Source organism: Sporosarcina sp. GTC18466 (genome assembly GCF_055389225.1).
This window is the reverse complement of sequence record NZ_AP044037.1, coordinates 2,091,861-2,109,671: the sequence shown is the minus strand read 5'-3', so window position 1 is coordinate 2,109,671 and position 17,811 is coordinate 2,091,861. Positions and strand designations below refer to the sequence as shown.

Annotated in this window: 14 protein-coding genes and 1 tRNA gene; 8 read left to right on the top strand and 7 right to left on the bottom strand. The window is 52.1% G+C overall.

The features are described from left to right. The first annotated feature begins 61 nt into the window (after positions 1–61). Complete coding sequence (locus tag ACZ5FK_RS10295) at positions 62–1,045, top strand: hypothetical protein (protein ID WP_464804816.1); 984 nt, start codon at positions 62–64, stop codon at positions 1,043–1,045. A gap of 314 nt (positions 1,046–1,359) precedes the next feature. Beyond that, a complete protein-coding gene (locus tag ACZ5FK_RS10290) occupies positions 1,360–1,626 on the top strand; it encodes a DUF2188 domain-containing protein (protein ID WP_464804815.1) in 267 nt (88 codons plus the stop codon). A gap of 383 nt (positions 1,627–2,009) precedes the next feature. Here ACZ5FK_RS10290 and ACZ5FK_RS10285 read toward each other — a convergent pair whose 3' ends face one another. The 4 genes from ACZ5FK_RS10285 to ACZ5FK_RS10270 form a co-directional block, all read right to left on the bottom strand. Continuing rightward, positions 2,010–3,563, bottom strand: a complete 1,554-nt coding sequence (locus tag ACZ5FK_RS10285; protein ID WP_464804814.1) for an S-layer homology domain-containing protein — start codon at positions 3,561–3,563, stop codon at positions 2,010–2,012. Between the two features lie 94 nt (positions 3,564–3,657). Further along, complete coding sequence (locus tag ACZ5FK_RS10280) at positions 3,658–4,884, bottom strand: copper amine oxidase N-terminal domain-containing protein (RefSeq protein ID WP_464804813.1); 1,227 nt, start codon at positions 4,882–4,884, stop codon at positions 3,658–3,660. 100 nt (positions 4,885–4,984) lie between these two features. After that, positions 4,985–5,542, bottom strand: coding sequence for a GNAT family N-acetyltransferase (locus ACZ5FK_RS10275; protein WP_464804812.1), 558 nt, complete (start codon positions 5,540–5,542; stop codon positions 4,985–4,987). 13 nt (positions 5,543–5,555) lie between these two features. Further along, positions 5,556–5,894 carry a zinc ribbon domain-containing protein YjdM gene (locus ACZ5FK_RS10270; protein WP_464804811.1) on the bottom strand — a complete coding sequence of 113 codons (339 nt, stop codon included), beginning with the start codon at positions 5,892–5,894 and terminating at the stop codon, positions 5,556–5,558. A 1,071-nt stretch (positions 5,895–6,965) separates the two neighbouring features. Between ACZ5FK_RS10270 and guaC the strand changes: the two genes are divergently transcribed. Next, the gene (guaC, locus tag ACZ5FK_RS10265; RefSeq protein ID WP_464804810.1) at positions 6,966–7,949 is read left to right on the top strand and encodes a GMP reductase; all 984 of its coding nucleotides are present in this window, start codon (positions 6,966–6,968) and stop codon (positions 7,947–7,949) included. A gap of 45 nt (positions 7,950–7,994) precedes the next feature. Here guaC and ACZ5FK_RS10260 read toward each other — a convergent pair whose 3' ends face one another. Both ACZ5FK_RS10260 and ACZ5FK_RS10255 read right to left on the bottom strand, forming a co-directional pair. Next, a complete protein-coding gene (locus tag ACZ5FK_RS10260; protein ID WP_464804809.1) occupies positions 7,995–9,554 on the bottom strand; it encodes a sensor domain-containing diguanylate cyclase in 1,560 nt (519 codons plus the stop codon). Between the two features lie 147 nt (positions 9,555–9,701). After that, positions 9,702–10,013, bottom strand: coding sequence for a hypothetical protein (locus tag ACZ5FK_RS10255; RefSeq protein ID WP_464804808.1), 312 nt, complete (start codon positions 10,011–10,013; stop codon positions 9,702–9,704). Positions 10,014–10,137: 124 nt separating this feature from the next. On the opposite strand from ACZ5FK_RS10255, the gene ACZ5FK_RS10250 reads away from it, so the two are divergent. The 4 genes from ACZ5FK_RS10250 to ACZ5FK_RS10235 all read left to right on the top strand — a co-directional run bounded on the left by ACZ5FK_RS10250 (position 10,138) and on the right by ACZ5FK_RS10235 (position 15,553). Then, on the top strand, positions 10,138–11,805 hold the full coding sequence (locus ACZ5FK_RS10250; RefSeq protein WP_464804807.1) for an ABC1 kinase family protein: 1,668 nt from the start codon (positions 10,138–10,140) through the stop codon (positions 11,803–11,805). Positions 11,806–11,929: 124 nt separating this feature from the next. Then, the gene (locus ACZ5FK_RS10245) at positions 11,930–13,438 is read left to right on the top strand and encodes an APC family permease (RefSeq protein ID WP_464804806.1); all 1,509 of its coding nucleotides are present in this window, start codon (positions 11,930–11,932) and stop codon (positions 13,436–13,438) included. Between the two features lie 314 nt (positions 13,439–13,752). Then, a tRNA-Asn gene (locus ACZ5FK_RS10240) sits at positions 13,753–13,824 on the top strand. A 130-nt stretch (positions 13,825–13,954) separates the two neighbouring features. After that, positions 13,955–15,553: a ribonuclease J gene (locus tag ACZ5FK_RS10235; protein WP_464807415.1), complete on the top strand. Its 1,599-nt coding sequence runs from the start codon at positions 13,955–13,957 to the stop codon at positions 15,551–15,553. Between the two features lie 37 nt (positions 15,554–15,590). Here the strand turns inward: ACZ5FK_RS10235 and ACZ5FK_RS10230 are convergent, their stop codons facing one another. Further along, the gene (locus ACZ5FK_RS10230; protein WP_464804805.1) at positions 15,591–16,475 is read right to left on the bottom strand and encodes a LysR family transcriptional regulator; all 885 of its coding nucleotides are present in this window, start codon (positions 16,473–16,475) and stop codon (positions 15,591–15,593) included. A gap of 109 nt (positions 16,476–16,584) precedes the next feature. Here ACZ5FK_RS10230 and ACZ5FK_RS10225 point away from each other — a divergent pair, with 109 nt between their 5' ends. Then, positions 16,585–17,778: a coenzyme F420-0:L-glutamate ligase gene (locus ACZ5FK_RS10225; protein ID WP_464804804.1), complete on the top strand. Its 1,194-nt coding sequence runs from the start codon at positions 16,585–16,587 to the stop codon at positions 17,776–17,778. The last annotated feature ends 33 nt before the right edge of the window (positions 17,779–17,811 follow it).

The window sequence follows — 17,811 nt, the reverse complement described above, 5'->3', positions numbered from 1 at the left end:
GAACTCTCTAAAACTAGCGAGGTATTATAAGACCATACCAAAAACAAGGGAGACGATTTACATGAAAAAACTACTTACTACAACACTCAGCGCAGCACTACTATCAGCAGGAGGTTTCAGCGCAGTCAACGTGCTCCACACAGACAACGTCGATGCCGCGGCAGTCAGCTATGAGGCAGCACCCTCTCATTCCCACTATCAATTGCAAGTGGCGGGCGAATCATTAACACAGCTTCCTGAATATGCAACAGTCGAAAGCCATGTTGACGTAGCCGGATTGCAAGCGAAAATCACAGAGGACTCCGCGTTCAAACGCGTCATCCTTTTCAAGGAAATGAACGGACAAGCCAAATACAAATCCATCTTCTCCAAGAAATCAAACGTACTGGAAGTCGTTGATCTTCGCGGCGGACAAATCTTCCGCGGCACTATCGGCACTGAAACAGCAGCGCCTGCTCCGGAAGCGAAACCGGACGTGAAACCTGTACAGCCAGGCAGCGACGTGAGCGCACTTCCTGAATACGCAATGATCACTTCAAAAGCCGACGTAGCTGGCCTTAACGCATTCGTCGCAGAAGATAACGTCAGCAAGCGCGTGGTCGTCTTCAAAGACCAGAACGGCCGTGAGCAATACAAAACCTACTTCATGAAACGCGACAACACATTGAAGATCATCAGCACAACAGGCGGCGGCCAAGTCTACTACGGCCCGGCAGCTCAACCTGCAGCAGTTCCAGCCGCAACTGTGACTGCACCTGCAAAACAAGTGGCTCCAGTACAGCAGGCAGCACCGGTTCAAACACAAGCGAAAGCACCTGCAGCAAGTGCAGTGAGCGCATTGCCTGAATACGCGACACTTGCATCCGTCGTGGATGTAACCGGCTATACAGCACAAGTGGCAAATGATAACCGGAACAGCCGTACCATCCTATTGAAAAATGCAAACGGCAGCGTTGCGTATAAATCCATCTATGTGAAACGCACTAACATGCTGAAAGTCATCAACACACGCGGCGGCCAAATCTTCTACGGCGCAGCGAAATAAGAGAGTTTGTGAGGAAGCCCCGCGGCCGTGCGGGGCTTTTTTACGTGGATCATAACGCCTTTTTGCCGTTATCACCGGGTAGAGTCGATTTATCACCGGGTACCGGCGTTTTATCACCGGCTAGAACGACTTTATCACCGGGTAGGAACAGTTTATCACCGGCTACAGCGAATTTATCACCGCCTGGCTACAATTTCCCTCTGTCGAAAATCTGCCGGTCAGCTGCTGTTTCATTTTGGGGAGGCGGGGTACTTAGAAGATATGTAATTGATTGTCTCTGTAGCTCTGTAACTCTTATGCAAGGAGGTGTGAATATGGCTGATCACGACAAGCGGAAGCAAGATGAGTATTTCGAGGATCGCGCCGGCACGGACGACGCGCGGTTCCATGTCGTCCCGCACGACGAGGACGGCTGGGCGGTGAAGAAGGAAGGCTATGATGATCCGGAATATACATCAGGTTCGCAGGATGAAGCCATCGACAAAGCGAAGGAACTGGCGGAAAACGCCGGAACGATGGTATATATTCACGGAGATGACGGCAAGATCGAGAAACAAGTGGATTACGGAAAAGAATCATAACAACAGCCCGGGGAGCCTCTGCCCCGGGCTGTTGTTTGCTGATGAAGCTGGGCCCCCCTTCCCACGCCAGTTGATTTTGGGTCGTGCCAGTTTCGGCGGCTTGCGCCAATTAAACCGGGAACGCACCATTTACATGGCTTGTACGCCAATTTAATCCGGCCGACGCCAGCTTCGGCGGCTCGTACGCCAGTTCAACCGTGACCGTGCCAGTTTCCACGACGCTCACTCCAGTTATATCCGTTCGCCGCCACGTCAGGCGGTTTGCACGCCACTTACTTCCGCCCTGCGCCATTCCACCCGCCTTTGCCAAATGAAACACCAAAAAACCGGATCACCATTTTCGGCGATCCGGCCTTCTTCTTCAGTTCATCAACCTCTGCCGTTTACTGCAAGTATCGGCGGGCGCCTGCGTAGTTGGTCTTGTAAATGCCGGCGTTGATGGAGATGATTTCGACCTTCTTCGATGAGTTCGGCGCGTGGATCATCTTGCCGTCGCCGATGTACATGGAGACGTGGTAGACTTTCCCTTTGCCGCCATTGTAGGCGAAGAACATGAGATCGCCGGGCTGCAGGTCGCTCCGTTTCACTGCCTTGCCGGCTGTCGCTTGGACGAAGGAGTCGCGCGGAATGATGATGCCGTGGTTCCGGTAGACTGCATACATGAGACCTGAGCAGTCATAGCCGTAGGACGAGACACCCGCCCATAGGTAGCGAAGGCCCAGGAATTGCTTGGCGCTGTCGACGATGTCTTTCTGCGTCGGTTTTGGTACGCTGGCGTATGTGTCGTAGACCTTCATATCTTTCGCACGGATGTACTTTTCACCATCCGTCTTCGTTTGGACTTTCACCCAATCGCCCTGCTGTTCAACGACTGACAGGATGGTCGAGTAGCTGACATCCATGAATGCATACTTTGCGTGGAGCTTCGGTTCATTGTACATCGTCGCGACTTTCGCTTCGACGATGCCTACTTCGCAGGATTCAAAGTTTGGGTAGTATTCTTTGACATGGGTTTTCGGCACCCATCCCTGATACCCCTTCGGATGGCCGGTTTTTGCCTGGCTGGTCACTGCAATCAGCAGCCAGTCGCCCTGTTCTTTCAATATTTCCACCCGGTCGCCGTAGAGCGCCTGGGTGTCGGTGCGGCCGACGAGCCATTGCCGCTGCCCCGTTGTCAGGTCCTTCGACCATTTCGCCATGTCCGGTTTTGCCTGGATGGAGATCCGGTCGAGCGGACGCGTCTGTCCCGGTTTGTTCCAGACGTTGGTCACCGGTACGCTGATGGCATATTGCTTTGTGTTATCCGGCTTGAAGCAGGCCGCGTACACCGGCTTCATGTCTGGGTTCAGGATTCTCGCAAGGAATACGGAGAAATGCGCTTTTGTCAGGCTGCCGGATGGCCGGAATGTATTGTCTTCGAATCCTCTTGTCACCCCGTTAACGTAGAGCGTCTGGATGGAAGGGGCTGCCCAGTAGGAAGCGGGTACATCCCGGAACTGGTAGGATGTGGTCCCCTCGAGGTCAAATGCCTTCACGAGGATGGCAGCCATCTGGCCCCGCGTCAATTGACCGGACGGGTTGAATTCCCTTGCTTTGTTGCCGCCCATGATGCCCGCCGCAACAATCGCTTTGATCACGGCATACCCGTCTTCTTCCGGATTCACGTCAATGAATGAAACATCCGGTACATCCTCTGTCGGCAGCTGCAGCGCCTTTACGATCATTTCAGACGCCTCCAGCCGTGTGATGGCCGTTTCTGCTCCGAATGATGCATCCGGATTAGCAGAAAGAATGCCTTGGCTGATCAGGTAATTGATCTCGGCATGAGCCGGGTGTTTGTCATGCACGTCCTTGAAAAGCGATGCTGCCGATGCCTGAATGGTAGCGGCGAATAGACAGACGATAACTGCTGCCGCATAAGTAAGTTTCTTACGCATAAAAGCCTCCCTCAGATATGTACTGTTTCCACAATCATACAATAGCATGGAAGAAATAGATACATAATTTTCTATCAAGGGAGGCGGATTTTATTTACTTAATAAATACTGTTTTTGCGGTAGCATCCCAGCTAATTGCCTTGCCGGCAGCCATCTGTACGAGCTCCATCGGCACCATTGTCTGCCCATTGATCAGTTTGGGAGCAGCTTCGAGCGTCGCTGCCTTGCCATGGATCACCGCTTTTTTTGAACCAATTGTAATCTTTACATCCGGACTCGTCATCGTAATGACGTTTCCTTTCTTCTGAAGCTTCATGCCAGGGCTCACTTCTTCGAATACCGCGCGGATCGGGATGAACACCACTCCGTCCTGGACGACGGGTGCTTGCGGCACGGCCAGCCACTTGCCGCCTGCCATGACCATCGTCTCGCCGAGATCAGGGAGCAGGGCTTCAAATGTAATTCCTTCTCCAAACAGCTCTTTCCGTTTATCGGAGATCGCCTGCAGCGTCGTGTTCCGTTGTTCGAGGATGCCATTGATGGATGTTGATTTTTGCGAAAGGATCTTGGCGCTAGTGTCTGCAGCGGTCGCGTCGATGTCCTTTTTCGCCTTCGAGATGATGGCTTGCAGCGCCTTGCCTTCGCGCTTTTGCGACTTGCTCCACTCGGCAAGCGCCTGCTTTTGCGTCAATTTCCCCTGCCGGTACTTCGCCATTGTGCTGCCAAGCGAACCCGGGCTGCTTTCACTGCGCAGTTTCGCCATCGGGCTGCCCAGACTGTTCGGGTTCACGCCCGCCCGGTATTTGCTCATCGAGCTGCCGAGTGAGACTTCATTCACCGCTGCCTTGTAGCCCGCCATCGGACTGCCAAGCGACACTTCGTTAATGGCCGTCTTGTAGTTGGTCATATGGCTGCCAAGTGAACTTGGGTTAATACTTTGGGCGTATTTCTGCATCGGACTGCCAAGCGACTTCGCATTGATCTCGCTCTTATAACTGCGAATGCTGGATGAATTCCCGTATTGGGCTTCCAGCCTCGCCGCGTCTTCCTGCAGCTGGCGGGTCAGTTGATCCAGATCAGCCGCCGTCTGTTTCACGAATCGGTCATGCGACACCTTTTCACGGTCGCGGTATTTTTCGTAAGCACCGGTCGTTTTCTCGCGATACGCTTCATACCCCTTCGCGGACTGCTTCTCATACGCCTCATATTCCTTTTTCACCTGGTTCAGGATTTTCTGGCTCGCTGCGTGTGCCTCGCCTGCGGCTCCAGCTGCCAGAACGAACACCATCAGTAAGCTGAGCAGCATATGGACTCGTTTCATTCTCCGAATCTTCCTCCTTCTATAACAGTTTAGTTCTAACTGTAATATAAGCAGGTAAATTTAGGTAGAGGAAGGAAGCACCAATTGGAATCATATGGATTTAGTCATATGATGCTGGAACCCATTCTTCTTTTAGCAATGAATACATGTACAAATCATCGAACTTCCCGCCTGTCATCTCATACTTCCGCAGCAGTCCTTCTTCCTGAAAACCGATTTTCGTCAGCAGCTTTCTTGAGGAAATATTGCCTGGTTCCACTAATCCCTGGATGCGCATCAGCCCCATCTCGCCAAATCCATGGGGAAGGATTGCGGAAACAGCTTCCGTCATGATGCCGCCATGCCAGAATTCGTGCGACAGTTCATACCCGATATCAGCCCGTTGATGGCGGTCTGACCGATCAAAGAACCCGCAGCTGCCGATGATGCGGCCGGGCTCCTCTTTCCGGGCGATGCCCCAGCGGATGCCTGTGCCGCCTGCAAAAATCGATTTATACCATCCAATTTCTTCGATCACTTCCGCCACATCAGCAAATGGCGCCATTCCATAGTATTTCATGACCTCTTCATCTGAAAGATAGTGCAGCATGGCAGGTGCATCACTGATGCTCACCTGCCGCAGGATGAGCCGCTCTGTTTCCAACTGGGGAAATTCCATAGACATGCCCCTTTTACGCTTTCTTCACAAATTCCGTCTTCAGCTGCATGGCGCCGAAGCCGTCAATCTTGCAGTCGATGTCGTGATCGCCGTCGACGAGCTTGATGTTCTTCACTTTTGTTCCGATCTTGACGACGGATGAACTACCTTTCACCTTAAGATCCTTGATCACCGTCACTGTATCGCCGTCCTGGAGGACATTTCCGTTGGCATCACGGAAGACCTTTTCTTCGGCCGCCTCTTTTGCGTCCCCCGGCATCCACTCATGGGCGCATTCCGGACAGACAAGCTGATTCCCGTCTTCATATGTATACTCTGATTTGCATTCTGGACAATTTGGCAATACCGCCATTTCCCATCACTCCTATGTTTTGTCTATGCATCCATCGTATCATGTGCAGATGGAAGGGTCTATGGCGGATTGGCAGGGATGTCGATTGCTTACTTATGGCGGTGGATTGCTGACTTTCGGCGCGGTGTTGCTTCGTTTCGATGCCTGATTGCTTGCTTTGAATGGCGTGTTGCTGACTTTCCATGCTTCATTGCTTGCTTCCGCTGTTTATTGCTTACTTCGGCTTGCCGCGTGGTTCTAGCTGGCCCATTGCTTACTTATGATCGCTGATTGCTTACTTCCGGCGCGGGGTTGCTTCGTTTCGATGCTTGATTGCTTCCTTTGACTGGCTTGTTGCTGACTTTCCATGCTTCATTGCTTGCTTCCGCCGTTTATTGCTTACTTTGACCGGCCGCGTAATTCCGGCTGGCCCGTTGCTTACTTATGGCGGCTGATTGCTTACTTCCGGCGCGGGGTTGCTTCGTTTCGATGCTTGATTGCTTGTTTTAAATGGCGTGTTGCTGACTTTTCATGCTTCATTGCTTGTTTCCGCCGTTTATTGCTTACTTCGGCCAGCCGCGGGGTTCCGGCTGGCCCATTGCTTACTTCTGACGGCTGATTGCTTACTTCCGGCGCGGGGTTGCTTCGTTTCGATGCCTGGTTGCTTGTTTTGAATGGCGTGTTGCTGACTTTTCGTGCTTCATTGCTTGCTTCCGCTGTTTATTGCTTACTTTGGCCAGCCGCGTGGTTCCGGCTGGCCCATTGCTTACTTCTGACGGCTGATTGCTGACTTCCGGCGCGGGGTTGCTTCGTTTCGATGCTTGATTGCTTACTTTGACTGGCGTGTTGCTGACTTTCCGTGCTTCATTGCTTGCTTCCGCGATTTATTGCTCATTTCTGCCAGCCGCGTGGTTCCGGCTGGCAGATGGCTGATTTCCTCTATCCACGCGATTCGCCTTTATATTTCCTGACGATTCCCGCCTATTTTCCGTACAAAAACGGTTGACTTGCAGATGAATGTACGGTAAAGTACAAAAGTACGAACATTACTCATTAAACGATAAATAATATTCGCCTTTAGGAGTGTTATCTATGGATACAGTATTTGATTATGAAGATATTCAATTGATTCCTAATAAATGTGTGGTGTCGAGCCGTTCGGAGTGTGATACGACGGTGAAAATGGGCAAGCATACGTTCGCTTTGCCGGTCGTGCCTGCCAATATGCAGACGATCATCGATGAGAAGATTGCGATTGAGCTTGCGGAGAATGGCTATTTCTATATCATGCACCGGTTTAATCCGGAAACACGCGTGGCGTTCATTAAGGATATGCATGCGCGCGGGTTGATTGCGTCCATCAGCGTGGGCGTGAAAGAAGAAGAATATGGATTTGTCGAGCAACTGGCGGCGGATGGATTGGTTCCCGATTACATCACGATTGACATTGCGCATGGCCATTCCAATAACGTCATCAAGATGATCCAGCATATTAAGAAGCATTTGCCAGAGTCGTTTGTCATCGCAGGCAATGTCGGCACGCCGGAAGCGGTCCGCGAACTGGAAAACGCTGGAGCAGACGCGACAAAAGTCGGCATCGGGCCGGGCAAGGTATGCATCACGAAAATCAAAACCGGTTTCGGTACAGGCGGCTGGCAGCTTGCGGCTGTGCGTTTGTGCGCGAAAGCGGCAACGAAGCCGATCATTGCGGACGGCGGGATCCGTACGCATGGCGACATCGCAAAATCGGTGCGTTTCGGTGCTACCATGGTCATGATCGGATCTCTTTTCGCAGGCCATGAGGAATCTCCGGGCCAGACGATCGAGATTGACGGCAAGACGTACAAGGAATATTTCGGTTCGGCTTCTGAATTCCAAAAGGGCGAGCGCAAGAACGTTGAAGGCAAGAAGATGCATGTGGAATATAAAGGGAAGCTACAGGACACTCTTACGGAGATGAAGCAGGATCTCCAGTCTTCCATTTCGTATGCAGGCGGCACAACGCTTGACGCCATCCGCACGGTGGATTATGTAGTCGTGAAAAACTCTATCTTCAATGGAGATAAAGTCTATTGATTAAAAAAGGCGAAGGACGCGCAGCATGCGCTCCTTCGCCTTTTCTTACCCGGCCGGCTGTCCCTCATAGACGACGACCCGGTTTCTTCCTGTTTCTTTCGCTTGATACAGGCATTGATCTGCGAGTTCCATCAACTCGGCCGGATGATCGGAATGCACCGGATATGCCGCGACTCCGGCGGACACCGTGACGATTTCCCCGCACGGGCTCACCGTCGATTCCATACTTTTACGCAGACGTTCCGCGACGCTCCTTGCCCCTTCCTCGCTTGTCTCCGGCAGCAGGATGACGAACTCTTCGCCGCCGTATCTGCAGCAGCGATCTTGTTCGCGCGTCACACTTTTCATCTGCTTGGCAAGGAACTTCAGCACATCGTCGCCCTTCGCGTGGCCGTATGTGTCATTCACCCGCTTGAATTTATCGATATCAAGGATGATCAAGGCGTATGGCGTCCCCTGATCCGTCCACTTTTTCATGTATTCATCCATCGACCGCCGGTTCCACAGCCTGGTCAGCGGATCGGTCGTTGACTGGTGGATGAAGAAATTCACACGGTCCTGGAAGTAGTTCAAGCTGTAGGAGAGTGCCTTTTTCAGCTGGCTTGCCTCATAATACCAGGCATTGATCCCTTTGATCTTCTCTTCCTCGTAATTCTCTGTGCTCGTCTCTGTATAGACCGCCATTTTTTGGAGCGGCAGTGCAATCTGCCTGGCGAGCAGCAAAATGAACAGAATGGAAAAGATGAAAATCGGAAGCGCCATCCAGATCATCCGCTTCGTCATCGAGATCGTCGGAGCGACGGCGGCTTGCTTTTCCTTCTGCGACACGACGCCCCAGTCCGCAACGGGGATGGTGGCGTATCCTGCGAGCATCGTGACCCCTTTCGTATTGACGACTTCCTCAGCGCCGCTATTTCCAGCCATCAGCTGCTGCACAACCGGATTTGCGGACACATCATCATTCACCCGTTTCGGATCCTGATGATAGATGACACGCCCTTCCCGGTCGACGACATACACATACGAGCCGTCTTCATTGAAATGCTCACCCAGCACTTCTTGCAGGATGTTCGTTTCCTTCAAATAAATCGTGCCGCCGACAATTCCGAGGTACGCCCCGTCCTCCCGGAAGATCGGTTGGGAGATGAAGATGATCAGGCGGCCCGTCAGGCTGTAGTACGGCTGGGAGATGAACGGTTTTTTGATCTCCAGCGCCTGCTTCCCCCCTTCACTCGTCAGCTTATGGCCGACGAGCTCCAATGTTTGCGGGGATGTCGCTAGGATCCGGCCCTCTTTGCTCGCAATAATGACCGAATTGAAGGTATGCGTCTGGAATTTCAGGCGATCCGCTTCTTCGGTCAGTATCGCTTCATTGCCGCTTTCCTCTATTTCATGTGACAGCGCCCGCGCGCTCACTTCCAATTGCTGTAATGTCATGGACAGGTAGGTCTCCGTGACATTGGAAAGTTTCTTTGCGTAGGCACGGTTCGTGTCCAGTGTGTTTTCAATCAATGATTCCTGGCTCACCCGGTAGCCGGATGTAATGCTTCCGAGCAGCGTAAGAACAACGGAGAGTAATGCTACTCCCATAATCAAATATTTCAACGACAGCCTCATGGCTTGACGATATCCCCTTCAGCTTTAAATTTGCATATCCAATCTACTATACCACTATTTCCCTGTCGATACAGTACTTTTCTCCAATAAAGATAGAAATCCCTTCCCTTTTCTTAAGGGAAAGGATCTTTGTGCTTACTTTGTAGTAATTTCAACTTTCATATCCAACCCACTCATTGTAAAGAACGTATTCAGATTCCGTTCCAGCGCTGATCTCAAGTCTTCCGCCAATTCGTCCGGAATCACTTTCTGGTAGATCATCTCCACGCCGCAGAAGCAATCTTCCACCGGATTGAGCGCGGTCCCTTCGCCGCCTTCCCCTTTACTTCCGACAAGCAGGGCGCTTCTCATGGCTGCGATTTGGAGGACGGCCGCATTTACAATCTTCTGCGTCCGTTCATCAAGTCCGTTTTCATCGTAAACTTTCACTAGTACCCTTTGTTTCAACTGCATAACCCCTTTCCAGACAAGTATATAACAATATTCAAAAAAGACAATACAACTTGTTGACGGATAGGTGCACGCCTGTTTAGGGTATAGGAAAACTAGCAAACTGGCGGGAGGAACGATTATGCTCAAACAAAAGTGGAGACAATCCAAACGGTATCAGGAAATTTTGAATGCCTTCCTGAAAAACGGATTCAGTCATATATTATTCAGGCTCGGCATTACGAATGAAAACGCCCGGGCTGCCGACACACGTGAAGAGATGAACCTTGCGGATATTGGCGTGAAGCTGCGGAAGACACTGCAGGATCTCGGCCCGACGTTCATCAAACTGGGACAGATTGCGAGCACGCGGCATGATCTCGTGCCAGCTGAGATTGCGGCTGAACTTGCAAAACTGCAAGACGATGTGCCGCCGTTCCCCTCAAAGCAGGCGCGCGAAATCATCGAACAGGAACTCGGCGGCCCGATTGTGGAATTGTTCGTGGAATTTGAAGATGAGCCGCTTGCCGCCGCCTCCATCGGCCAGGTGCACGTGGCGACTCTTCCGAGCGGCGAGCGGGTAGCGGTGAAAGTGCAGCGGCCTGATATCCAGCCGATTGTCGAGACGGATCTGTCCATCTTGGAGGATGTCGCCCGTTTTCTGGACGGCTCGATGGATTGGGCGGAGCGGTACCATCTGCAGGACATGATCGAAGAGTTCTCCAGGACGATGCGTGATGAACTGGATTACCGGATTGAGGGCCGTAATGGCGAGCGGATTGCCAAGCAGTTGAGCAGCCGCAAACATATCCGGATCCCTGCCGTCTTCTGGGATTACACAACGGATATCGTCCTGACGACGGAACTCCTGGAAGGCATCAAGTCGAATGATGTGAGAAAGCTCGAAGCGGAAGGATATGATCCCGCTTTGATCGCTGAGCGCATCATCGATTCGATATTCTACCAGGTGCTGGAGATGGGCTTTTTCCACGGCGATCCGCACCCCGGCAATATCAGTGTGCTGCCGGGAAACACAATCGTCTTTATGGATTTCGGCATGGTCGGAAGGCTTGACGATGACTTGAAATACCATTTTGCCTCGTTAGTGCTCCATATGCGGAAAGGCGATACCGCCGGGATGATCGATACGCTTCTAGAGATGGGCATCATCCCAGATGAAGTGGATATGCGCTCGTTCAAACGCGATCTTGATCTGCTGCAGACGAAGTATTATGAAGTGCCGCTGAATGATATTCATCTGGGCACCGTGTTCATGGACCTCTATGATGTCGCTTACCGTCATCAGATTCAGATACCGAATGACATCACCATCCTCGGCAAGACGGTGATTACGCTGGAAGGGCTCATCACGGCGCTCGACTCTGACTTCAACATCATGAAAGCGGTCGAGCCGTTCGGCCGTAAGCTTGTGCTGGAGCGGTACAACCCGGCGAAGCTGATGAGGAATAGCGCGAAGCAGTGGGTGGAGAACATCGAGATCCTCACCCATCTGCCGGAGGATTTGAAGGCGATCACCAATACGATCAAAAAAGGCAAGTTGCGGCTCGACATTGATTTCAAGCAGACGAACGTGGCGTTGCGCCGTCTTGATCAGATCAGTAACAGGCTCTCCTTCAGTATCATCCTTTTGTCATTCAGCATCCTGATGGTTGGTTTAATTATCGGTTCTGCCATCGTAGGCGGCCATACGGCACTCTGGCGTCTGCCCGTCATCGAGATTGGCTCTATTATCGCCGGACTCATGTTCATCTTCCTGCTCTTCCGGATTTTCCGTTCAGGGCGGATGTAACGTTTTATCTGTGCGGCCGTATCCCCCTGTCTGACAGGCAGATACGGTCTTTTTTACTGGACTATGTTTCATTATTCTGGGATAGGGAACTGATGGTTATCAAGTCAGCTAGGGGGAACTGATTATGGAAAGTACTGAACCGCCACGAAGGAAGAAGCTGGAGAGGACCCTGAAGCCGTCCTGGGTATTCGCGATTGCGCTTGGCTCATCTGTCGGATGGGGGGCGTTCATCCTGCCGGGTGACTGGATCCGCGAGTCGGGCCCGCTCGGAGCGATGATCGGACTGCTGATCGGCGCCGCTCTCATGATGGTGATCGCGTCAAGTTATGGTGTGATGATTAAGAAATTCCCTGTTTCCGGGGGAGGATTCACATATGCATTCATTGCCGCAGGGAAGCTATGGGCTTTCATATGCGGATGGTTTTTATCACTCGGCTACATGTCGATTGTAGCGCTGAATGCGTCTGCATTCACACTGCTGTTGAAATTTTTAGCGCCGGGCTTCATGAAGCAAGGATACCTCTATTCCATTGCAGGATGGGATGTCTATTTGCCGGAAGTCATTATTGCAAGCGCTCTCATTTTATTGTTCGCTTTCATCAACTCGACTGGAACTAGCGTATCGGGAAGGATGCAGTTCTATTTCAGTGTTCTGCTGATCGGCGGAGTCGTCCTTCTCGGCGCATTCACTTACGGCGTCGCTGACCAGCCGCTTCAGAACATGCTGCCTCTATTTAGCGGCAAACAGTCGATGCTGACGTCCATTCTTGTCATTGTCGCGATTGCACCTTGGGCTTATGTCGGATTTGACAATGTGCCGCAAGCAGCGGAAGAATTCAAATTCTCGCCGCGGAAAGCGACCGTGCTCATCGTCGCGTCACTGTTCACTTCGTTCTTGATCTATGCGGTCATGATCGGGCTCACCGCTTGGACATTTCCGGGATCAGGCGGCGGTGGCGAAAGCAATCTATGGCTCACAGGCGACGTCGTCTATTCGTCACTCGGCATGATCGGACTCGTCGTCATGGCCATCGCCATCATGATGGGCATCTTCACCGGCCTGAACGGATTCTATATGTCATCCAGCCGTTTGCTGTTCTCGATGTCGCGGGCCCGGGCGCTTCCGAATTTCTTCCGGAAAGTGTCTCCAAAACACCAGACTCCGGTGTGGGGCATCTGGTTTGTCGCACTGATTACGCTGCCGATGCCCTGGTTCGGCCGGCAAGCGTTGTCGTGGATAGTTGACATGTCCTCGACAGGCGTCTCGATCGCCTACCTGTTCACATGCATCGCAGCGTATAAAGTGCTCGCATGGAAAAAGGAGGCCGCCGGGCGGGAAATTGCTCCGTTGAAAAAGACGTTTGCTTTGATTGGAATTGTCGCGAGCTCTTCATTCCTCGCGCTTCTGCTCATCCCGAATTCACCGGCCGCATTGTCGACGCCGTCCTACTTGCTGTTGCTTGCCTGGGCAGTGACCGGATCGGTATTTTACCTCGCGATGCGTAAACAATACAACAGCCTGACGCAAGAGGAGACCGAATACCACTTGCTTGGAAAGTCGATCGAGTCGGAAGTGCTGGATGCGGATGAGACAGAGCCTTCCATTGACGGATTATCGATGAATAAAGGATAATTTGAGGACCATGCAGCCTGCTGCGTGGTTCTTCCGCTTTGCCGGCAGGAGTGCTTGGCGCGTTCGACGGCAAGGATGGGATGATCACGTGTAAATTTGGGATGTTCAGCAGCATGCTTGCTATGTTAACGGGAATCATAGGGACTTTCGAGTGGTGGCTTGAGATGTTCAAGCCCCGGCATGCGACATTTGCGGCCACTTCTCCGAATCACAACCACTCCCGCCGCCGTGTTGCATGCCCTGTGCAAATTAACGTTTTTTCAAATTCACATGTATATCCCTCACAAAACCAGTCCATGATAGGAGTACACCATTCCGAAATAGCTCAGCGGTAGAGCAATCGGCTGTTAACCGATAGGCCGTAGGTTCGAATCCTACTTTCGGAGTACACCAGGCTGTTCCGGTTGCCGATAGGCTGCCGGGATGGCCTTTTTATTTTCACGTAGGGAGGATATTCATGTGACTTCGACTGTTTCTGTTTTCGCGCTTGGCGGCATCCAGGAGATCGGCAAAAATATGTATGTGCTGGAGTGCGGCGAGGATTTGTATGTCATTGATTGCGGCGGGAAGTTTCCGAATGAAGAACTGCCGGGCGTCGATCTGATCATCCAGGATATTTCATATTTACTCGAGCGCAAAGATCACGTGCAGGCGCTCATCGTAACGCACGGCCATGAAGACCATATCGGCGGCATCCCTTATTTCCTGAAGCGGCTGAATGTGCCGGTCTACGCAACGCGGCTGACCCTTGGCTTGATCGAATTGAAGCTGAAAGAACATGGGCTGCTGCGCAGTTCGCAGCTCGTGCAGGTGGACCACGATACAGAAATCCGGCTCGGCGAGGTCGACTTGTCGTTCTTCCGGGTGAACCACAGCATCCCGGATTGTATCGGCGTGGCGTTTGATACGCCGCAGGGATTGATTGTGCATACAGGCGATTTCAAATTCGATCTGACGCCGATCCACGGGGAATTCGCAGACTTCCATAAGCTCTCGGACCTCGGCAAAAAAGGCGTCCTGCTTCTCTTATCCGAGAGCACAAACGCCGAGCGGCCGGGAATTTCCGAATCCGAGCGTGCGGTCGGCGAGCGGATTGCGGAGGAGTTCCATAAAGCGGAAGGGCGGATTTTCATTTCAACCTTCGCGTCAAATGTCCACCGGGTGCAGCAGATCATTGACGCAGCCTATATGACGAACCGCAAAGTCGCCCTGCTCGGCCGCAGCATGGTGAACGTGGCCACGGTCTCCGAGGAGCTCGGCTATTTGGACATACCGGAAGACCTTCTGATCGATATAAAAGAAGTAGACCGGATGATCCCCGAGCAGGTCGCTGTCATTTGTACTGGCAGCCAAGGGGAGCCGATGGCGGCGCTGTCCCGTCTGTCGAGCTCCTCGTACCGCGACGTCTCCATCAACCCCGGCGACACGATCATCTTCTCGTCGAGCCCGATTCCGGGGAATGAAAAAAGCGTCTCCCGGATCGTCGACAATTTCTACCGGCTCGGCGCGCACGTCGTCTACGGATCGACCGGCATGCATGTGTCGGGCCACGCCTATCAGGAAGAACTGAAACTCATGCTGACGCTCTTGAAACCGACATACTTCATGCCGATCCACGGGGAGTACCGGATGCTTGAAAAACACCGGGAACTTGCAGAGTCGGTCGGTGTCCTGCATGAGAACATCTTCATCGTTTCTAACGGAGATGTGGTGGAGATCAAAGATGGGACGGCACGTCTCGGCGGATCGGTCGATGCCGGCAATGTCTTCGTCGACGGACTCGGCATCGGGGACGTCGGAAAAATCGTACTACGCGACCGCAAAGTCCTGTCAGAAGAAGGAATGCTCGTCATCGTCGTATCCATTAATAAGAGGGACGGCCAGCTCATCACCGATCCGGCCACCCTGTCCCGCGGATTCGTTTACGAGCGTGACGCCGACAAGTTATATGAAGAAGTCAACCAGCTCGTAAAAGACATACTCCAAGACGGACAGCCCGCGAGCCGCCGCCGCCGGAATGATGTCAAACACGAAATTCGGATCGCGGTCGAGAAGCTCCTGTTCGCACGGACAAAGCGCCGGCCGATGATCTTGCCATTTTTGATTGAGATTTAAGCTTTGGGCCCCGGGATCCCTATCCCCGAGGGCCTTTTCATTTCCGTTCGATCAACCCCACAAATTTGCCCGATGCTGGCGATAAGGGTACACTTTTCAACGAACAGATGCCAATGCTTCTTGGCGGTATTTCCTCTTCTAGCTGCACTTCCTGCAAAATCCCTCGATCCAGGTAATCTTCCGTGAATTCCCTTGTGACGCAGGCGATACCCATGTTGACTCGTGCGAACTCGACGAGAAGGTCGTGAGAGCCGAGTTCGAATTCAGGTTCGATGGACACGCCTTTTTCGCGCAAGAAGGCTTCGACGTATTTCCGTGAATTGGAGTTGCGCTCGAGGAAGATGAGCGGCAGCTTCGCGAGTTCTGCAAAATCAATCGTCCGTGCTAGCAGTTTCCGATACTTCTCCCCGTAGACGAATGTATCGTGGATATCAAAGAACGGTCTGATGGTGAGAGACGGATCCTCAATTGGCAAATTGCAGATGCCGAGATCCACTTCGCCTGACTTCAAGTACGCGATGAGCTCCTCGGTCGTCCCGTTGACGATTTTCAGTTTGATATTCGGGTACCGGTTACGGAACGTTTCGAGTTCAGGCAAAATGACGTGCTTTGATATTGTGTCACCGACTCCAATACGCAGCTGGCCGGTCGTCAGATTTTTAAATTCGGCCATTTTTTCTTCGCCCATTTCGATTAGATTGATGGCAGAATTGACATACTCAAGCAGAAGGCTCCCTTCCGTTGTCGGTGTCACCCCTTTTGGCGTGCGGGTAAACAGCCTCGTCTCCAGTTCCCGTTCCAGCTGCATGATGGACTGGCTGACGGCCGGCTGCGTCATATAAAGGGACTTCGCTGCTTTCGAGAAGCTTTCATTCCTGCAGACAGAGCTAAAAATCCGGTACAGATCCAATTTACTCACCATATAACCACTCCTTATACCCATTATTACATATATTAATTTTACTTATAGCAGGAAGGCAAGGTATAGTACAAGTAGAGTGAAAATCAAACATGCGTAAGGAGCGATATACGTGGAACGAGTTGTAGGTACTGTTGTTAGAGGTCTTCGTTGCCCGATCATCAATAAAGGGGACAATATCGAGGAAATCGTCGTAGATAGCGTCATCAAAGCGTCGGAAGTTGAGGGCTTTTCCATCAATGACCGGGATATCGTTACCGTAACAGAATCCATCGTGGCACGCGCGCAAGGAAATTACGCAACTGTCGATCATATCGCCAAAGACATCGAGTCGAAATTTGCGGACGAAACAATTGGCGTCATCTTCCCGATTTTGAGCCGGAACCGGTTCGCCATCTGCCTTCGCGGTATCGCAAAAGGCGCAGCGAAGAAAATCGTACTGATGCTCAGCTATCCGTCTGACGAAGTCGGCAACCACTTGGTCGATATCGACACACTTGACGAAAAAGGCATCAACCCATGGACGGACGTGCTGACAGAAGCGGAATTCCGCGAGCACTTCGGCTACAACAAACATACATTCACAGGCGTCGATTACATCGACTACTATAAATCGATCGTTGAAGAATACGGCGTGGAATGTGAAGTCATCTTCTCCAACCACGCGAAGACGATCCTTGATTATACAAAAAATGTGCTGACATGCGACATCCATTCCCGTTTCCGCACGAAGCGGATTCTGAAAGCAAACGGCGGCGAGAAAATCTACAGTCTTGACAACATCTTGAGCGAATCCATCGACGGCAGTGGCTACAACGAAGCATACGGCCTGCTCGGCTCGAACAAAGCGACAGAAGATAGCGTCAAACTGTTCCCGCGTAATTCTCAGCCTGTCGTCGACACGATCCAGTCGATCCTGAAAGAGAAGACCGGCAAAATGGTTGAAGTGATGATTTACGGCGACGGTGCGTTCAAAGACCCTGTCGGCAAGATTTGGGAGCTCGCGGATCCCGTCGTCTCCCCGGCTTTCACAGCTGGCCTCGAAGGCACGCCGAATGAAATCAAACTGAAATACTTGGCAGACAACGACTTTGCAGGACTTCGCGGCGAAGAAGCGAAAAAGGCGATCGCCGAGTACATTCAAAACAAAGAATCCGACCTCGTCGGCTCCATGGCGGCACAAGGCACAACCCCGCGTAAACTGACTGACCTGATCGGTTCCCTTTCCGACTTGACGTCCGGAAGCGGCGACAAAGGAACGCCGATCGTCTTCATCCAAGGATATTTCGACAACTATACGAAATAAGAAATAGCCTGCGACCGCTTAGGTGGCAGGCTT

Coding starts and splice junctions, on each gene's coding strand:
- ACZ5FK_RS10295 (WP_464804816.1), top strand. CDS start 62: ATGAAAAAACTACTTACTACAACACTCAGCGCAGCACTACTATCAGCA.
- ACZ5FK_RS10290 (WP_464804815.1), top strand. CDS start 1,360: ATGGCTGATCACGACAAGCGGAAGCAAGATGAGTATTTCGAGGATCGC.
- ACZ5FK_RS10285 (WP_464804814.1), bottom strand. CDS start 3,563: ATGCGTAAGAAACTTACTTATGCGGCAGCAGTTATCGTCTGTCTATTC.
- ACZ5FK_RS10280 (WP_464804813.1), bottom strand. CDS start 4,884: ATGAAACGAGTCCATATGCTGCTCAGCTTACTGATGGTGTTCGTTCTG.
- ACZ5FK_RS10275 (WP_464804812.1), bottom strand. CDS start 5,542: ATGGAATTTCCCCAGTTGGAAACAGAGCGGCTCATCCTGCGGCAGGTG.
- ACZ5FK_RS10270 (WP_464804811.1), bottom strand. CDS start 5,894: ATGGCGGTATTGCCAAATTGTCCAGAATGCAAATCAGAGTATACATAT.
- guaC (WP_464804810.1), top strand. CDS start 6,966: ATGGATACAGTATTTGATTATGAAGATATTCAATTGATTCCTAATAAA.
- ACZ5FK_RS10250 (WP_464804807.1), top strand. CDS start 10,138: ATGCTCAAACAAAAGTGGAGACAATCCAAACGGTATCAGGAAATTTTG.
- ACZ5FK_RS10245 (WP_464804806.1), top strand. CDS start 11,930: ATGGAAAGTACTGAACCGCCACGAAGGAAGAAGCTGGAGAGGACCCTG.
- ACZ5FK_RS10235 (WP_464807415.1), top strand. CDS start 13,955: ATGTATGTGCTGGAGTGCGGCGAGGATTTGTATGTCATTGATTGCGGC.
- ACZ5FK_RS10230 (WP_464804805.1), bottom strand. CDS start 16,475: ATGGTGAGTAAATTGGATCTGTACCGGATTTTTAGCTCTGTCTGCAGG.